Source organism: Thermoleophilum album, from assembly GCF_028867705.1.
Taxonomy (GTDB): Bacteria; Actinomycetota; Thermoleophilia; order Solirubrobacterales; family Thermoleophilaceae; genus Thermoleophilum.
Map to the genome: position 1 here is coordinate 401162 of NZ_CP066171.1, position 16616 is coordinate 417777.

At 71.1% G+C, this 16616-nt stretch carries 13 protein-coding genes; 8 read left to right on the top strand and 5 right to left on the bottom strand.

The window, feature by feature from the left end; genetic code table 11:
- Positions 1-14 precede the first annotated feature (14 nt).
- Entirely contained in the window at positions 15-1160 is a 1146-nt protein-coding gene (locus JDY09_RS01930) for a GGDEF domain-containing protein (protein WP_274717313.1), read from the top strand.
- A 125-nt stretch (positions 1161-1285) separates the two neighbouring features.
- Here the strand turns inward: JDY09_RS01930 and JDY09_RS01935 are convergent, their stop codons facing one another.
- The gene (locus JDY09_RS01935; protein WP_274717314.1) at positions 1286-1567 is read right to left on the bottom strand and encodes a hypothetical protein; all 282 of its coding nucleotides are present in this window, start codon (positions 1565-1567) and stop codon (positions 1286-1288) included.
- 373 nt (positions 1568-1940) lie between these two features.
- Between JDY09_RS01935 and JDY09_RS01940 the strand changes: the two genes are divergently transcribed.
- Positions 1941-3020: a sigma-70 family RNA polymerase sigma factor gene (locus tag JDY09_RS01940; RefSeq protein WP_274717315.1), complete on the top strand. Its 1080-nt coding sequence runs from the start codon at positions 1941-1943 to the stop codon at positions 3018-3020.
- 130 nt (positions 3021-3150) lie between these two features.
- Complete coding sequence (locus JDY09_RS01945) at positions 3151-4386, top strand: type IV pilus twitching motility protein PilT (RefSeq protein ID WP_274717316.1); 1236 nt, start codon at positions 3151-3153, stop codon at positions 4384-4386.
- A 12-nt stretch (positions 4387-4398) separates the two neighbouring features.
- Here JDY09_RS01945 and JDY09_RS01950 read toward each other — a convergent pair whose 3' ends face one another.
- A complete protein-coding gene (locus JDY09_RS01950) occupies positions 4399-6204 on the bottom strand; it encodes a hypothetical protein (RefSeq protein ID WP_274717317.1) in 1806 nt (601 codons plus the stop codon).
- 321 nt (positions 6205-6525) lie between these two features.
- Here JDY09_RS01950 and JDY09_RS01955 point away from each other — a divergent pair, with 321 nt between their 5' ends.
- Complete coding sequence (locus JDY09_RS01955) at positions 6526-8088, top strand: hypothetical protein (RefSeq protein ID WP_274717318.1); 1563 nt, start codon at positions 6526-6528, stop codon at positions 8086-8088.
- Here the strand turns inward: JDY09_RS01955 and JDY09_RS01960 are convergent.
- Positions 8085-9227: an ArsA family ATPase gene (locus tag JDY09_RS01960; RefSeq protein WP_274717319.1), complete on the bottom strand. Its 1143-nt coding sequence runs from the start codon at positions 9225-9227 to the stop codon at positions 8085-8087. The genes JDY09_RS01955 and JDY09_RS01960 overlap by 4 nt on opposite strands.
- A gap of 3 nt (positions 9228-9230) precedes the next feature.
- The gene (locus tag JDY09_RS01965) at positions 9231-10166 is read right to left on the bottom strand and encodes an ArsA-related P-loop ATPase (RefSeq protein WP_274717320.1); all 936 of its coding nucleotides are present in this window, start codon (positions 10164-10166) and stop codon (positions 9231-9233) included.
- A 76-nt stretch (positions 10167-10242) separates the two neighbouring features.
- Between JDY09_RS01965 and JDY09_RS01970 the strand changes: the two genes are divergently transcribed.
- The 4 genes from JDY09_RS01970 (at position 10243) to JDY09_RS01985 (ending at position 15712) form a co-directional block, all read left to right on the top strand.
- Positions 10243-11115 (top strand): ParA family protein, encoded by an 873-nt coding sequence (locus tag JDY09_RS01970; RefSeq protein WP_274717321.1) that lies wholly within the window; start codon positions 10243-10245, stop codon positions 11113-11115.
- Between the two features lie 427 nt (positions 11116-11542).
- Complete coding sequence (gene ftsZ, locus JDY09_RS01975; RefSeq protein ID WP_428837457.1) at positions 11543-12592, top strand: cell division protein FtsZ; 1050 nt, start codon at positions 11543-11545, stop codon at positions 12590-12592.
- Between the two features lie 49 nt (positions 12593-12641).
- Positions 12642-14234: a gamma-glutamyltransferase family protein gene (locus tag JDY09_RS01980; RefSeq protein ID WP_274717323.1), complete on the top strand. Its 1593-nt coding sequence runs from the start codon at positions 12642-12644 to the stop codon at positions 14232-14234.
- A 50-nt stretch (positions 14235-14284) separates the two neighbouring features.
- Positions 14285-15712, top strand: coding sequence for a cryptochrome/photolyase family protein (locus JDY09_RS01985; RefSeq protein WP_274717324.1), 1428 nt, complete (start codon positions 14285-14287; stop codon positions 15710-15712).
- Here the strand turns inward: JDY09_RS01985 and JDY09_RS01990 are convergent.
- Entirely contained in the window at positions 15600-16604 is a 1005-nt protein-coding gene (locus JDY09_RS01990; RefSeq protein ID WP_274717325.1) for a class I SAM-dependent methyltransferase, read from the bottom strand. The two genes, JDY09_RS01985 and JDY09_RS01990, sit on opposite strands and share 113 nt — an antisense overlap.
- Positions 16605-16616 lie beyond the last annotated feature (12 nt).

Consider the following 16616-nt stretch of genomic DNA (forward strand, 5'->3'; position numbering starts at 1 on the left):
GATCGCCACTGACGATGGAACGCTTCACCGACACCGCCCCCTCGCCGCCGCGTGCCGTCGTGATCGCGAGCCTCGCGCGGCTGCGCGCGCACCGTGACGAGCTCGCCAAGAAGTACCTGTTGCGACTGATCGAGCGCACCTCGCTCGACGAGATCCACGCCTTGCCGATCGAGCGCGTCTCGCGCGAGCTGCCGCGCCTGATCGGTGATGTCCTCGAGGTGGCGACTCAAGACACGGTGCCCCCCGATCTGGCGACCGACTTGCGACTGCACGCCGGCTTTCTGGTCGAGCTCCGTGCCCAAGCAAGCGACCCGGTGGGTTCGCTGATGGCCGACTGCACGGCTCTTCAGGGTGTTCTGATCGAGGCTCTGGCGGCGAGCTCGAGCGAGGTTCCCGAGCTGTTGCCGGCAGCCGTCGCCGCGCTGGCCGATGCCTGCGCGCAGCTGCAGACGGCGGTCGTCGACACCTATCTCCAGCATCACGCCCGCGAGCTCGAGCGGCAGGCGCTCACCGATCCCCTTACAGGGCTCTGGAACGTGCGTTACATGCGCCGCCAGCTGCAGTACCTTGTCGACCTCTACCACCGCTACGAGCAGCCGTTCGCGGTCCTGGTGTTGGACATCAACGGCCTCAAGCAGGTCAACGACAGCTACGGGCACCAGGTCGGCGACCGGGCGCTCGCGCAGGTGGCGCTGGCGCTCCGCAGGTCGGTGCGTGTCGTCGACACCGCCGCACGGATCGGTGGCGACGAGTTCTGCGTGCTCGCGCCCAACCAGGTTTCGTCTGCTGGAGCGGTTCTGGCCGAGCGACTGACCGCTGCTATCGCGCGCGAGGTGACCGACCCGGAACCGGGGCTGCTCTCGGCGTCGATCGGGGTCGCCTCCTGCCCGGAGCACGGAACGCAGGCCGATGCGCTGCTGGCCGCTGCCGACCAGGCGATGTACGAGGCGAAGGCTGCCGGCGAGCCGGTGGCCGTGGCGAGCGCCAGCGCCGGCGACGAGGCGCTGCCAGCGAGCGACCGCGCACCGGAGGGGCCCGCGCCGCGCGGCCGGCCCGCAGCGCGGTCCGGGCGGGACACGGCTCCCGGCGACGGCCAAGAGGGAGGAAAGGACGGGCCAGAATCGCCGGGCGGCCCGCGACCGGCGCGCCCACGCCGTTGAGCCGTCGAGTCGTGCGCGACGCCGTCGCCGGCTGCGATGCGCTCGACGCCACGCCAGGGGCGCTTGGGAGGGGGCGGTTTTAGGGGCGCGCGGGGGTAGCTCGCTTCAGCGCTTGCGGTTTCGCTTCAGCGCTTGCGGCTGCCGCCGAGCAGACGGCCGCCGACAGCACGAGCGACCCCCACGGCGATCTCGACCGATGCCACCGCTGTGCGGCCGAGGAGCTCGACCACCGTCGCGCCGTCGCCCCCCGCGCTCCGTTGCGGGGACGCGGCGCGCGTGCGTCGCTCGGCTGTACGGTTTCGGCGCTTGCTGTCGCGCGCTGCTTTGGCGCTCCCGCTGGCACGCTTGGGGCTGCGCCGACCCGGCCGCTCGCGCGGCAGGTTCGAGAGCACGTCGTCGGCGGCCATCGCCAAACAAGGCTACCGCTCCACCACCGCCGACAAAAGAGCGACCGGGAGAGTGCGGATCCGAGCGGGCGAGTGCCACGCACGTGCGCAAACCCGCTGGGCTTCGCGAGCGAAATCGGTCGCGATATCGCTTGCTCGCTGCCCGCCGACTTCCGCCTTTCTGGACGAACATCCGTGTATCGGGGTAGACGCTATGGGGTACAAATTGGTTAACTAGTCAGTCAAGAGCGGGCGGAGCGCGGAACACGCGCGCCGCCTCGCCGAAGTCCGCGCTCCAGTTGCGTTCAGAAGCCGAGTAATCGGTCCCAGTCAACCGTCGGGCGGGTCGCGCGCGGCGGCATCGTCCGGTCCCCTGTCTGGAGAGACGAGAGGAATGTCCCTAACTGAACTGCAAGAGCTCGAGGAGGTAAAGCTTCTGCTGGCCAAGGGCCAGCAGACGGGAGTTCTCACCTACACCGAAGTGGCCGAGGCGTTGGCCGAGGTCGAGCTCGACGAGACGGAGATCGAAGAGCTGCACGCTTACTTCGAGCGGTGCGAGATCGAGCTCGTCGAGGACGTGCCGACGCCGGAGGGCCAGGTCGCCGATCCAAAGCAGCGCAAGAAGGCGGTGCTCGACCTGCGCCCCGACATGACCACCGATTCCCTTCAGCTGTTCCTGAAGGACATCGGCAAGGTCCCGCTGCTCACGGCGCAGCAGGAAGTCGAGCTCGCCAAGCGCATCGAGCGGGGCGATCTCGAGGCCAAGCGCAAGATGGTGGAGTCGAACCTGCGCCTGGTCGTCTCGATCGCCAAGAACTACCGCAACCAGGGTCTGCCCTTCCTCGATCTGATCCAGGAGGGCACGCTCGGCCTGGTGCGCGCCGCCGAGAAGTTCGACTACCGCAAGGGATTCAAGTTCTCGACCTACGCGACCTGGTGGATCCGGCAGGCGATCGCTCGAGCGTTGGCCGACAAGGCGCGCACGATCCGCATTCCCGTCCACGTGGTCGAGAAGCTCAACAAGATCGGGCGCGCCGAGCGCAAGCTCGTCACCGAGCTGGGGCGCGAACCGACGATCGAGGAGATCGCCGAGCACACCGGCATCGATCCAGAGGAGATCGAGTCGATCAAGCGCTCGGCGCAGGCACCGATCTCGCTCGAGAAGCCCGTCGGCGACGAGGAGGAGTCGGAGTTCGGCCAGTTCATCGCCGACGAGAAGGCCGAGTCGCCCTACGAGCGCGCTGTCGACACGCTCACCAAAGAGACGCTCAGGCAGGCGCTCGAGAACCTCTCCTACCGCGAGCGCCGGGTTCTCGAGCTGCGCTACGGCCTTGGTGGCGAGCATCCGCGCACGCTCGACGAGGTCGGGCGCACATTCAACGTCACGCGCGAGCGGGTGCGTCAGATCGAGAACCAGTCGCTCAAGAAGCTGCAGTCGCTCGCCGAGGCCCAGCGCCTGCGCGAGGTCGCCTAGCGCGGGCGCAGCGGCGAGAGCGCAAAGCGCTTGCACGGCGCGCCGCCGAATGGCGGCGCGCCTTTTTTCAGCCCGTCGAACAAGCGGCCGCGACCCTCAAGAGAGCGCAGACAGCGCCGATAGGGATCACGTGTTCGACGTCGACCGTGCCCTCACGTACGTAGTTCAGAACGACTGCTCCGACCTCCACTTGAAAGTGCCGGCGCCGCCGATCGTCCGGCGTCACGGCAAGCTCGAACCGATCCCGGGCGAGGAACGACTGCTGCCGGAGGCGACCGAGCGCGCGCTCTTCCACATGCTCCGCGAAGAGCGCAAGATCGAAGAGTTCCGACGCGAGCGGGAGGTCGACTTCTCCTACTCGGTGCCGGGGCTCGCTCGCTTCCGCGTCAACGCGTTCGTGCAGCGCGGCGCGATCTCGATCGTCTGCCGCGTCGTTCCCTTCGAGATCCGCACGATCGACGAGCTGATGCTGCCGCCAGTGGTGCGCGAGCTCGCCGAAGAGGAGCGCGGCCTGATCCTCGTCACCGGCACGACCGGCTCGGGCAAGTCGACGACGCTCGCGGCGATGATCGACCACATCAACACCAACTTCGCCAAGCACATAGTGACGATCGAAGATCCGGTGGAGTTCCTCCACCGCGACAAGATGTCGATCATCAACCAGCGCGAGGTCGGCGAGGACACCGCCTCCTTCGGGCGCGCTCTGCGCCGCGTGCTCCGACAGGACCCGGACGTAATCCTGATCGGCGAGATGCGCGACGAAGAGACCGTCCGCACCGCGCTGTCGGCGGCCGAGACCGGCCACCTGGTGCTCTCGACGATCCACACCGTCGACGCCGCCGAGTCGGTCAACCGCATCATCGACTTCTTCCCGCCCAACGAGCAGCGTCAGGCGCGTTCGATGCTCGCGGGGACGCTGAAAGGGGTTATTTCGCAGCGGCTCGTACCCACGCCCGACCGCAAGGGGCGCGTGGCGTGCTGCGAGATCCTGCGGATGACCGGTCGCGTGCGCGACATGATCCTCGACCCCGACCAGACCGGGCAGCTCCCCGAGGTGATCGCCGAAGGCGCCTACTACGGCATGCAGACCTTCGACCAGGCGCTGCTCAAGCATGTGCTGGAAGGGCGTGTGGCGATGGAGGACGCGCTGCGCGCCGCCACGCACCCGCACGACTTCAAGCTGCTGGTGGCGTCGGGCGGAAAGCGCGCGACCTCGGTCGACCACGTCCTCGGTGGCGAGAGCGACAGCGACCACGACGGGCAAGCGCCCGCGCGCGCACCGGGTGGCGGCCAGGCGGCCACGGTCGCTCGCCCGCGCCCCGCGGGCGGGGTGCAGCGGCCCGTGTCGACCGTCGCGCGCAGGTAGGCGGTCTTCTCGCTAGCGGAGCACGCGCAGCGGTAGCGAGGCGCTGCCGATCAGCCGCAGCGTGTCGTTGCGCCAGACGAGCGCGTAGGCGCCGCGCTTGCCGAACCTTGCCGCCACGCCGTTGACAGGCAAGAGCGACCTCACGGCGAGCGCGAGTTCGGGCAGCGAACGCGGTTTCGGCAGCTCGTCGCTCGACTGATCACCGCCCGCCAGCAGCATCGCAAGCGGGTCGTCACCGCCGTCGCTGCCGCCGGCACCGCCACGGCCTGTGCTGGTCTGGCCAGGCACTGCGCGGAGCCTTACCGAGTAGACGCCCGGCTTCAGCTTGCCCGGAACACGCAGCTTGAAGCGCAGCGTTCTGCTGCCCCCGCGGCGCATCGCGACGCGCAACGCGACCGTTATCGAGCGGCCGCGGCGGACGCGACGCGGCGCGCTCGCCCGCTCGATGTACGCCTCGGGAGCGCCCGTGCGACGGCGCAGCCGCAAACGGATGCTCGTGAGGTCGAACGGCTGGCGATCGAAGCGCTCGACCAGGGTCGTCGCGAGCGCCGCTGCGTCGAGCGCGCTGCCGTCGAAGAAGGTTCCGCAACCGCCGATCGGCGCGGGCAGCTGGCGGGCGGTGTAGGAGATGCAGAGCAGATCGGTGGTACGTGCCGGCTCGGCGCCGACCGCCCGATCGAGCGCTGCCGACAGCGTCAAGAGAGCGCCGAACGTCGCGCCACCTTCGATGTCGAGCGGCGTCTCGTCGGCGACGGTCGTGCGGAGGGTGACGGCGCGCCCGCTGTCTAGGTCGCGTGCGCCCGCCTCTACAGCGATCGCGCGGGGCACCGCGCCGAGAACCCCGGCGACGCCGGCGGTGCGGTCGTTGGTGAAAGCGCCCAAGACCCCGCCCGCGGGGGCGGCGAGCTTGTACGGCGCGCTGGCAAGCCCAGTGGGGGCGTCGACCACCCCGAACACGTACGCCCCCTGCAGGAACAACGAGCGACGGCCCAGAGCCGAGGCAGTCGTGGGATCGGCCGCTTCGCTCGTGAAATCCCCGAGCGGATGGCCGAACGCCCAGACGCTTGTGCCGCGACGGTAGGTGATCGTGCCGATCGCCGCGGCTCCGACGTCGCCGGAGACGAGCGACGCAGCGACGGCAGCACCGGGACGAAGATCGTCGGCCGTGGGTGTGAAGCCGGACGGACCGCCAGCGCCAGGAGCGGCCACCGTGACGCCTGCGCGGCGGCCCGCGGCCGCCAGCCGGGCCGCCAAGCGCGGCGAGACGCCGCTCACGACGAGCGGGGCGCGCAAGGGCCGAAAGCCCGCCGGTAGCGGCGCCCCCGCACCGCCACCCGTGCGCCGGCCACGTGTGGACCGAGCTTCGGCCGCGGCGTTGCTGGCGCCAAGCGCAGTGCCGCCGCCGCTGTCGGCCGCGATCGGTGCGAGCGGCGCCAGCGGCGTGACAGCGAGGAGCTGCTCGATCGGCGTGACGAAGCCGAGACGGCTGGCGCGATCGCCAGCGGTGGCGGCGAGCGCGCCAGCGAAGCGTTCGCGACCGTCGTCGCCAGGGCAGAGGATCGGCGAGCCCGAGAAACCTTCGGCGATGCCGGCCGGCTCGGCGGCTCCGCCCGAGACGCGCACGATGATGCCGGTGTTGCCGCCCGGATCGCTCGCGACGTCGACTACCTCGGCGCGGAAATCGGCGATCGTGCTGCCGCGAACGACCGTCAAGCCACGGCACACCATCCCCGCGCGCACGGCCGAGAGCGGCATCGTGTCGGGGGGCAGACTCGCTGCCGCAGCGAGCGGCGAGAGGGCCGGTCCGCCCAGCGCCACAGCTGCGACCAGCAGCTGGGCAAGGAAGCTCCGTCGCGCGGAAGGACGATCACACCCCGCCGTAAGGATCGACGTTCGCCTGCGTCGCTTACGGCGAGTCCGTTGGTGGTGGGGGATCGGTGTCTCGAGGGGGCGGGTCCTGCAAGCGCGAGCAGGCACCAGCGACACAGCTTCGGCGGCCACACGCCGCCCGCAACTCGTCAATCGCATTCGCGGGAGCCTAACGGAGCCCGGAGCGCATCGCTGAAAGACGGATTGCGCCCGCCTTGCGAGTACCGCCCGACGGGAAGGACGCGCTCGCGCGGCAGCGAAAGCTCGGGCATGCGCAACCGCGAGCTCTACGACGCGCTGCGCCGGTTCGCCCGCGACGCCGCGACGCTGCTCTGCGCCGACCAGCGGGCCGGTGCCGAGATCCCCTTCGATGTCGAGGAGGACGGGGCTGACGTCAAGCGCCCAGCGGGCCCCCGCCTCTACCGCTACCGACCGCTGACCGAGCGCTTCATCCGCGAGCGCTGGGAGCGGCTGCGGGCGCTGCCCAGCTTCCGGCTCGCGGCGGCCGCGCTCACAGGGGGTGCGCGACTTTGGCTCGAAGCGCAGGGTGAGGGAGAAGCCGACCCCGAGCCGGCGCTGCTCGCGATGCTCGAGCGGCTCTGGGAAGACCGCACCGATCTCTCCTTTCCCGACGAGCGCTTCGAGCGCCTCTACAGCGACCTCGAAAACACGCTGTACGGCGACGCTCGCCACTTCGCGGTCGCGCTTTCTTTCGGCGGGGTTGCGCTGGCCGGCAACGAACCCCTCGCGCTAGCGCCCGGCCTGCGCCTGGTGCGCGCCGATCGGCTCGACGCTGACCCGGCAGTGCACGACCTCCCCGTCTGGGCGCAGCCGTCGTCGCTCGCGCGCGACGACGAAACGGTCGGCGCGGTCGCGGTACTCGAACGACTCGTCGGCGATGACACGCGTGCGGCCGAGCGCGAGGCGCTCGCTGCACTGCGCGACCTGCGGGTCGCTCTGCGTCTGCTCGGCGACGGCGCCGTCTGCCAGCACGGGCTCGCCGCAAGGCGGCTCGCCGGTGGCCGCTGGACGCCGCTGCCGGCTGCCGGCGCAGGCGGCGCTGGCGCCCCGCTCGCGATCGACAGCGAGCGCGGCGCGGAGCTCGCCGAACTGCTTGCCGTCACCGCCCAACGCGATCGCGGTCCACGCCTCGAACTAGCTCTGCGTCGGTTCGATCGCGCACTCGCGACGGCCGACAGCGGGGAACGCCTGCTCGACCTGTTGGTCGCACTTCGCGCCTTGCTCGGCGAGCACACCGACACCGACCGCGCCACGCTCGCTCTGCGTGTCGCTGCGCTGTGCGCCGAGCCCGATCGTCGCCAGCAGGTGCGCGGCGAGCTCGAGCGCGCCCTCTCGGCGGAACGGACGTTGCTTGCCGGGACCGCTCCCGGGCTCGCCGACGAGCCGGCGACGCACGCGGCGGCCGCCGCCCTCGAGGAGCATGTGCGTGCGCTGTTGCGCGACGTCCTCTGCGGCTACCTCGACATCGATCTCGCGCGTATCGCCGACGACATCCTGCTGCGCGCGAGCGCCAGGGAGGAGATCCGTGTGCGCGACGCCCGGGCGAGCGAGAGCAGCGCGGTCGACCGTGACAGCGGTGCGGGCAGCGAACCGGCGCGTGGCGCCGGCTGCGGCGACGGCGATCACGCACCGTCGCGCGGCGAGCCGGACGAGCAGGGACAGCTCGCGCTAGGGGCGGAAAGGGACACGGCAGCGGTGCCGATTGCGGCAGCGGGAAGCGCGCAGCCGCTCGGCGATCGCCGCACGTGGTTCGAGGCGAGCGCCGCCGAGGGTCCGTTCGCCGACGCCGACGAGTGGTCGGCACCCGTCTAGGCGCGGTCGCGACCGCAGAGCAGCGCGGCGACGCGTTCGAGCTCGCTGAGCGACCGCACGTCGCTTTCCAGCAACGGCAAACGAGCGAAAGCGGGACGGTGGCCGTCTTGCTCGAGGTGCTCGGCCAGCCACCGCGCGAGCGTCGCAAGCGCAGCCTGGTCGTGTGCCGCGGCGCGCACGTGATCGGCGGCCACAGCCGCGACCTTACGCGCAAGGCTTTCGCCGACCGCGGCGGCGAGCGCTGTCTGCAGATCGGCGAGCGCTGTCGCTTCGAGATCGTGCGCGTCGTGGACGCGGTTGGCGACGACAGCGCCTAGCGCTATCCCCAGCTCGCGCACGCGCTCCATGAACGCGATCGTGTCGGCGACAGCGCGGCGCTCCGGCACCGTAACGGCGACGACCGCTGTCTGCGCGCCGGTGAGCACGGCGTGGGTGCGCTGCGAGCGCGCCGCCAACTGTCCGGCAGCACCGGCCAGCGCGTCGAAAAACTCCCCGAGCTCGCGCAGCACCTCGACACCGGCGGCGCGCGCGAGCGCTGCCAGTGCCGTGCGGGCGCCGCGTCCGGCGACGCGCGCACCGAGGCTGCCGCCACCGGCGAGCATCGCCAGCGTGCGCGAGCGCAGGAACGACACCACCTGCGTCGGTGCCTCGAGGAAGTCGAGCGCGTGTGCGCTCGGCGGGGTGTCGACTATCACGAGCTCGAAGCGCTCGTCGTCGAGGAGCTCGTTGAGGCGCTCCATCGCCGTGAACTCCTCTGAGCCCGCGACCACGCGCGAGAGCTGGCGGTAGATGCGGTTCGCGAGGATCCGCTCGCGCGCGTCGGGATCGGCGACGGCACGCGCGACAGCGCGGTCGAAGACACGGCCGGGGTCGAGTTTCAAGGCGTAGAGCGGCGCGTCGCTAGCCACCGCGACGGGTGTCGGTTCGTCGTCGGACGCGTGCGCGATGCCGAGCGCGTCGGCAAGGCGCGGAGCGGGATCGATCGTCAAAACCACCGTCGGCCGTCCGGCCCGCGACGCTGCGAGCGCGATCGCAGCTGCGACCGTCGTCTTGCCGACCCCGCCGAGACCGCACACGAGCAGTACGCGGCGCGTCGCGACGAGCTCCGGCAAGCTCTGCTCTCGGCCCGGTGCGACCATCGCTCAGAGCACTCGCGCCAGTCGGCGCGCGAGGGCGGCGAGCGCTTCACGCCGCGCGGCGTCATCGTCGAGAGCGGGCAGTTGCGGCAGCGTCGACACGGGCACCCCGTGCCGGCGCAGCCGCGCCGCTGCCGCGCTGTGGCGGACGGCGACACGCCGCTCGCTCAGCGCCAGCGTCGCCGCCTTGCGTGCGGCGCCGTCGAGCTCGGCGGCGGCGAGGCGCTTCGCTTCGGCAGCGGTGAGGCGCAAGGGCACGACACCGTTCACCACGGCGAGGTCGAGCCGTCGACCGAGAGCGCTCTCGAGCCGTGTGGCCAGCTCGAGCGTCTCGAGCAGAGGGAGTTCCTCGGGACGCGTCACGGCAATCACGGCCGTCGCGGCGGGGTCGCGCAGAAAGCGATCGATGTGTTCGGCGTGGCGGCGCACCGGGCCGACGCGGGCGATCTGGGCGAACGTGTGCGGGGCGCTCAACACGGCGAGGCCGTGCCCGGTGGCGGGGGCGTCGACGATCGCGAGGTCGTAGGGCGCTGCACCGGCGGCGATCCGCTCGGGCTGCGACACCTCCCACACCTTTCCGATCGCCAAAAGTTCCTCCAGCCCCGGCGCCAACGTGCCGAGATGGTCGAGCAAACGCGAGCGGGCGAGCAGCGCTGCGAGCGGAGCCGGCAGCTGGTAGTGCAGCCACTCGTCACGGGCGCGGCGCGGCTCGACGGCGATACCCCAAACACCCTCTGCCAGGGGGCGCTCGCTGTGATCGAGCGCGTCGCTTCCGAACAGCGCGCCGAGGTGCTCCTCGGCGGCGATCGAGCAAACGATCGTGCGCAGCCCGCGGCCGGCAGCCGCAAGCGCCAACGCCGCCGCGACCGTCGTCTTGCCGACGCCACCCTTCCCGGTTACGAAAACGAGTCGGCGCGCTGCTAGTCCCGGCGAGCCAGCCATAACGCAAAGCGTGACCGATCGGCGGTCGGAGGCGGCTGCAGGATTCGCAGGTCGCGGTGCGAATACGGCTTGTGCGATGGCAGCCGTCGACGAGCAGAAAGTGCCCGCGGGCGACGACGCCCCGAACCGCTCCCAGCCGGAGACCGGAACCGTGGCCGCTTCGGCCACGGCGACTGGCGAGCGGCGCGACGAGGCGCTCGTCTACGCCTTCACCAACCAAAAGGGCGGGGTCGCCAAGACCACCACCACGGTGAACCTCGCCGCGGCCTTCGCCGAGCGAGGATTGCGCGTGCTGGCGATCGACCTCGACCCGCAGGCCAACCTCACGATGAGCCAGGGAATCGACCCCGACTCGCTCGAGGTGTCGATGTACGACGTGCTCGTCCACGGTCTGCCGATCAAGCGCGTGATCCGGCGACGGGAAGTGGACGTCGCCTGCGCGTCGATCGACCTTGCCGGCGCCGAGATCGCGATGTCGACCAAGATCGGCCGCGAGCGCCAGCTCGCCAAGGCGTTGAAGCCGGTCAAGGGCGAGTACGACTACATCTTCATCGACACGCCGCCGAGCCTTGGGCTGTTGACGATCAATGCGCTGACCGCGGCGGACAAAGTGATCGTCCCCGTCCAGTGCGAGTATCTCTCCATGCGCGGGTTGATCCAGCTGCAGAACACGCTCTCGATGGTCAAGGAGGAGCTCAACCCCCGGATCGAGATCGAGGGCATCCTGCCGACGCTGGTCGACACGCGCACCGTGCATGCCAAGGAGGCGATCGAGATCCTCGAAGAGAACTTCGGCGATCGCGTCTTCGCCTCGCGCATCAACAAAACGATCCGGTTCGCGGAGGCGCCGGTGAAGGGGATGTCGGTGCTCAAGTACGACCCGGACGGCAAGGCCGCCTACGCGTACCGCGAGCTGGCAGAGGAGGTCCTAGGGAATGGGAAGCGGTAGGCGAGCGAGCATGCGGGAAGGTCCCTTGGCCGAGCTTTTCCGGCGCACCGACGGCGCGGCGGTGGACCGTGATCGCTCGCCGCAGGCGGACAGCCCCGCCGTCGCTGGGGCCCCCGAAGAGCGCGCGCGGCGCGGCAGCGACGCGGCCGCCACGGGCGGCGCCGGCGAGCGGACAGCGCGTCCGGGAGCCGCGACGCCGCCGAGCACCGCTGCCGGCTGGGAGCGCCGCAACGACGGTGTGCCAACGCCCGAGGAGCGCCTGAAGGCCGTCTTCTCGGCAGACATCCCCTTCAACATGCTCGAGCGCGACGTGTCGCCGCCGCAGCCGCCCGCCGAGAACGCGATTGCCGCCGGTCAGCGCGTCGCCGCGGTGGAAACCGCTGCTGCGGCCGAGCGCTCGCTCGTCGACGAGCGGCTCGCCGAGCCCGTGCTGAAGGTCGTGGGGGTCGGCGGCGCCGGCGTCAACGCTGTCAACCGCATGGTCGAGGCGGGTGTCGAGGGCATCGACTTCGTCGCCCTCAACACCGATCTGCAGTCGCTCGAGCATTCGCGCGCGCACCACAAGCTGCACATCGGCGCCGAGGTCACGCGCGGGCTCGGCTCGGGCTCCAACCCCGAGCTCGGGCGGATGGCGGCGATCGAGGACTACGACCGCATCAAAGCGCTGCTCAAGGGTGCCGACATGGTGTTCATCGCTGCCGGTGCGGGCGGCGGTACCGGGACCGGCGCAGCCCCGGTGGTCGCTCGCATCGCACGCGAGGTCGGTGCGCTCACCGTCGGCATCGTCACCAAGCCGTTCCCGTTCGAGGGGTCGCGCCGCGCCCGTCAGGCCGAGCAAGGGATCGAGGAGTTGGCGGCCGCGGTCGACACGCTGATCGTCATCCCCAACGCGCGGCTGCTCGAAGTGCTCGACCGGCGGGTGTCGATGCTCGACGCCTTCCGTGTCGCCGACGACGTGCTCCGCCAGGGCGTGCAGGGCATCTCCGACCTGATCACCCTCCCGGGGCTGATCAATCTCGACTTCGCCGATGTCCGGACGATCATGTCCGACGCCGGCGAGGCGTTGCTCGGCATCGGTATGGGCGCCGGCGAGCGACGCGCGCTCGACGCTGTAGAGCATGCGATCGCCTCGCCGCTGCTCGAGACACGCCTCGACGGTGCGCGGTCGATCCTGCTGTCGGTGACCGGCGGACCCGACCTCTCGCTGTGGGAGGTGAACGAGGCCGCTAAGGCGGTGCGGCAGGCGGCCCATCCGGAGGCGAACATCATCTTCGGCGCGATGGTCGACGAGAAGGTCGCCGATCAGGTTTGGGTGACCGTGGTGGCGACCGGGTACGGCGAGAGCTCGTCACGCAAGCGCGCCACCGTCGACGTGCCCGACGCCGAGCCGCGTGTGCGCCGGGTCGAGCGCGAACGCACGATGGCGAGCAGCGATCTCGCCGACGTTCGCGTGCCCGAGTTCATGCCGGGGCGCTGACCCAGCCGCTAGTGGGCGGTCGTTCGCCCCGGCTACTCTCGCCGGGGAGATGAAGGGCGTCGTCGCTGCCGGACACCCGCTCACGGCCGAGGCCGGAGCCCGCATTCTTCGCGAGGGCGGCAACGCGATCGACGCCGCGGTAGCGGCCGGCTTGATGTCGTGGGTCGCCGAGTCGCCGCTGACCGGCCCCGGTGCCGGCGGCTTCATGCTGGTGCACACGAGCGGCGGCGAGAGCACACTTTTCGACTTTTTCGTCGCCGCGCCCGGAAAGGGGCTGCCTGCCGATCACCGGCGCGTGGAGCTCATCCCCCTCTGGGTCGAGTTCACGGCCGGCCAGCGCCAGCGCTTCAACGTCGGGCCGGCGTCGTGCGGCGTCTACGGGACGGCGCTCGGGCTTGTGGAGGCGCTGAAACGGTTCGGCACGCGCCCGCTCGCGGAGCTCGCCGCGCCGGCGGCGCGTGCGGCGCGTGCGGGCGTCGAGATCAGCCCGATCCAGGGCTACCTGTTGCGGATTCTCGAACCGATCCTGCGTTCGACCGCCGAGTGTGAGCGCTGGTACGCGCCAGAGGGGCGGATCCTTCGCGCCGGCGAGCGGATCCGGCTGCCCGAGCTTGGCGACCTGATCGAACGCCTCGGAGGCGAGGGTCCGGACTTCATGTACCGCGGCGACGTCGGCGAAGCGGTCTCGGCGTGGGTGCTCGACCACGGTGGCGCGATCACGCGCAGCGACCTCGCCGAGTACCAGGTCGTGGCGCGAGAACCGGCGCGCGCCGCCTACGCCGGGCGCGTGGTTCTCACCAACCCGCCGCCGTCAGCGGGGGGCATCCTCATCGCCTACGCGCTCGATCTGCTCGAGCGGCTGGGACGCCCGCGCCGCCTCGTCGATCTCGTCGCGGTGATGGAGCGCACCAACCGCGAGCGCACGCGCGAGTTCACAATCGGGCTGCACAGCGAGGGCTATCTCGAGCGCTTCCTCGCGCGCGAGGCGCTCGAGCGGGCAGCGGCCGAGCTGCGCTCCGCGGGATGCGGCCCAAGTTCGGGAGCGAGAGGCGAGCTCGGTTCGACCACGAAGCTCGGGTCGAGCCCGCAGCTTGGGTCGACGACGCACATCGCGGTGATCGACGGCGAAGGCAATGCCGTCTCCATGACCTGCTCGAACGGCTCCTGCAGCGGCGTCGTCGTACCGGGGACAGGCGTTCACCTCAACAACATGCTGGGCGAAGAGGACCTCAGCCCCGAGGGCGTCGCGAGCCACCGTCCCGGGCGCCGCGTGCCGAGCATGATGGCGCCGACCGTGGTGCTGCGCGCCGGCGAGTGCGAGCTGGCGCTCGGTTCGGCCGGGTCGAACCGCATTCGCTCGGCGATCCTGCAGACGATCCTCGCCGTCATCGATGAGGGGCTCGATGCCGCCCGTGCGGTCGAGCGCCCGCGTCTGCACTGCGAACAGGGGCGCGTCGACGCCGAGCCCGGCCTGCCGGAAGACGAGCTGCGCGAGATCGAAGCGCGCGGCTTCAATGTTGTGCGCTGGCCGGAGCGCAACCTCTACTTCGGCGGTGTGCAAGCTGTTGGCCGCGACCCGGTGACCGGCGCTCTGGTGGGCGGCGGCGACCCTCGCCGGGGCGGGGCGGTGGCGCTCGCCTGACAGCGCACGCCCCGTGAGCCGCGACCAGCGCACGCTCGTAAGGAAAGGGCGTGGTGGTTCTTTGGCTCAGACGCGATCTGCGTCTTCACGACCATCCGGCGCTCAACGCAGCGGCACAGCGCGCAGGCGAGCGTGGCGGCACGCTTGCGATCGTCTTCGTCTTCGACCGTGCGCTGCTGTGCGGGCGCCACGCCTCGGCGACTCGGACTGCTTTCCTGCTCGAGGCGCTCGCCGAACTGCGTGCCGCACTGCGCGAGCGCGGCCAGCAGCTGATCGTGCGCCACAGCGAACCGGCGCGCGAGATCGCTGCGCTAGTGGGTGCGGCCGCCGACCCGGAAGTCCACGCCACCGCCGACGTCGGTCCGTTCGCCAAGCGGCGCGAGCGGGAGGTAGCGGCCGCGCTCGCCGAGCGTGGCGGCCGCCTCGTTCTCCACCCCGGGGCTTTCTGCGTCGACAGGCCGGAAGCGGTGAGCGGCTCCGTCGTTTTCACGCCGTTCTTTCGAAGCTGGCAGGCGGCGCCGCGCCGAAGACCGCTGTCCGCCCCTAGCCGACTGCCGCCACCCCCGGCCGAGATCGCGCCGGGCGAGCTACCAAACCTCGCCGACCTTCTGCCGCCACTCGCAGGAAACGAGGCGCCACGGCGCCCGCGTGGCGGCGAGCGGGCCGCATGGGAGCGGCTCGAGCGGTTCCTTGGCACCTCGGTTGGCCGCTACCACGAACGCCGCAACGATCTAGCGGCCGACGCGACCTCGCGCCTCTCGCCCTACCTCCACTTCGGCTGCATCTCGCCGCGCGCGGTCGAGGAGCGCCTCCCGGCCGGTGCCGGCCCCACCGCCTTCCGGCGTCAGCTCGCCTGGCGCGACTTCTACGCCGCGCTCATGGCACGCCGTCCCGAGCTGGCTCGCTGCGAGCTGCAAGCCGCCTACCGCACGATCGACTGGGCCGACGATCCCGATGCGTACGCTGCCTGGCGCGACGGTCGCACCGGCTACCCGCTCGTCGACGCCGCGATGCGACAGCTAGCCGAGGAGGGCTGGGTGCACAACCGCGCCCGCCTCGTGGCTGGGTCGTTCCTCACCAAGCACTTGGGGATCGACTGGCGACTCGGCGAGCGTTGGTACATGCGCTCGCTCGTCGACGGCGACGAAGCGTCCAACAACGGCAACTGGCAGTGGATCGCGTCCGTCGGCAGCGACCCCGCCCCGCCCGCGCGACGGATACTCAACCCCATCTTGCAGGCCGAGCGTTTCGACACCGAGGGACGCTACATCCGCCGCTACGTGCCCGAGCTGGCGAGCGTTCCCGACCGCTGGCTGCGCGAGCCGTGGCGGATGCCCCGGGGAGTGCAAGAGGCGACGGGGTGCGTCATCGGGCGCGACTACCCCGCGCCGATCGTCGACCACCGCTCCGCGCGGCTGCGCGCCCTCGAGCGCTACCGCGCCGCCCGCGCGGCCGCGCAGGGGCACGACCGGCGATGAGCAGGTTGTAGAAGATCGCCGGCGGCAGATAAGGCTCGAGCAGCGCTCGGTCGACTCGCTGCAGCGCCAGATACCCGTGGTAGGCCCAGAGCCGCCAGGCGCGCGGAATGCGCTGCGGGTCGGCGGTCGCCTCGAGCGAGCGGTTGGTCCAGCCGAACCAGTTGGCAGCGAGCTCCTCGCCGGTCACGCGCACGTCGCGGAAACCGGCTCGCGTCGCGCACGCGCGCAGGTCGCCGGGAGTGAAGGCGTGGACGTCGACGAGCTGCTCGAGGAACTCCTTTTCGTGCGCGTGCGGAGCCCCGTTCTCTCTGCGTTCGGGTATGCGCAGCAGCGTCCGCCAAAGCGGCGCGAGACGTGCGCCCAGCCGCTTGGGGACGGTCGCCATGCGGTCGCCCCACAGCGACGGCTCACCGCAGAACACGAACTGCCCGCCCGGGCGGAGGACACGACGGAACTCGGCGAACGCGCCGGCGAGATCCGGCAGATGGTGGAGCACCGCGTGCCCGCAGACGAGGTCGAAGCTCGCGTCCGGGAGCGGCAGCTCGGACGCCTCGGCACGCACGCACTCAACACGGTCGCCGAGACCCAGCGCCTCGGCGGTGCGTGCCAACTGGTCGAGCATGCCCTGGGAGATGTCGGTCGCGACGAGTTCGTCGATCACTCCGGCGAGCATCAGGTTGAGCGAGAAGTAGCCGGTGCCGGCACCGATCTCGAGCGCACGGGGGAAGCGGCCGACGTCCTTGCGTCCCAGGGCACGACGCAGCTTCGCCAGCACCTGGCTCTGGCCGAGCTCGTCGAAGCTGATACCCCATTTGGCGTCGTACTGTTCGGCAGCGAGGTCGTGGTAGCGGATATTCGCTGCCTTGATCTGTTCGGCTCTGTCGGCACGCATGGCGGCGGAAGG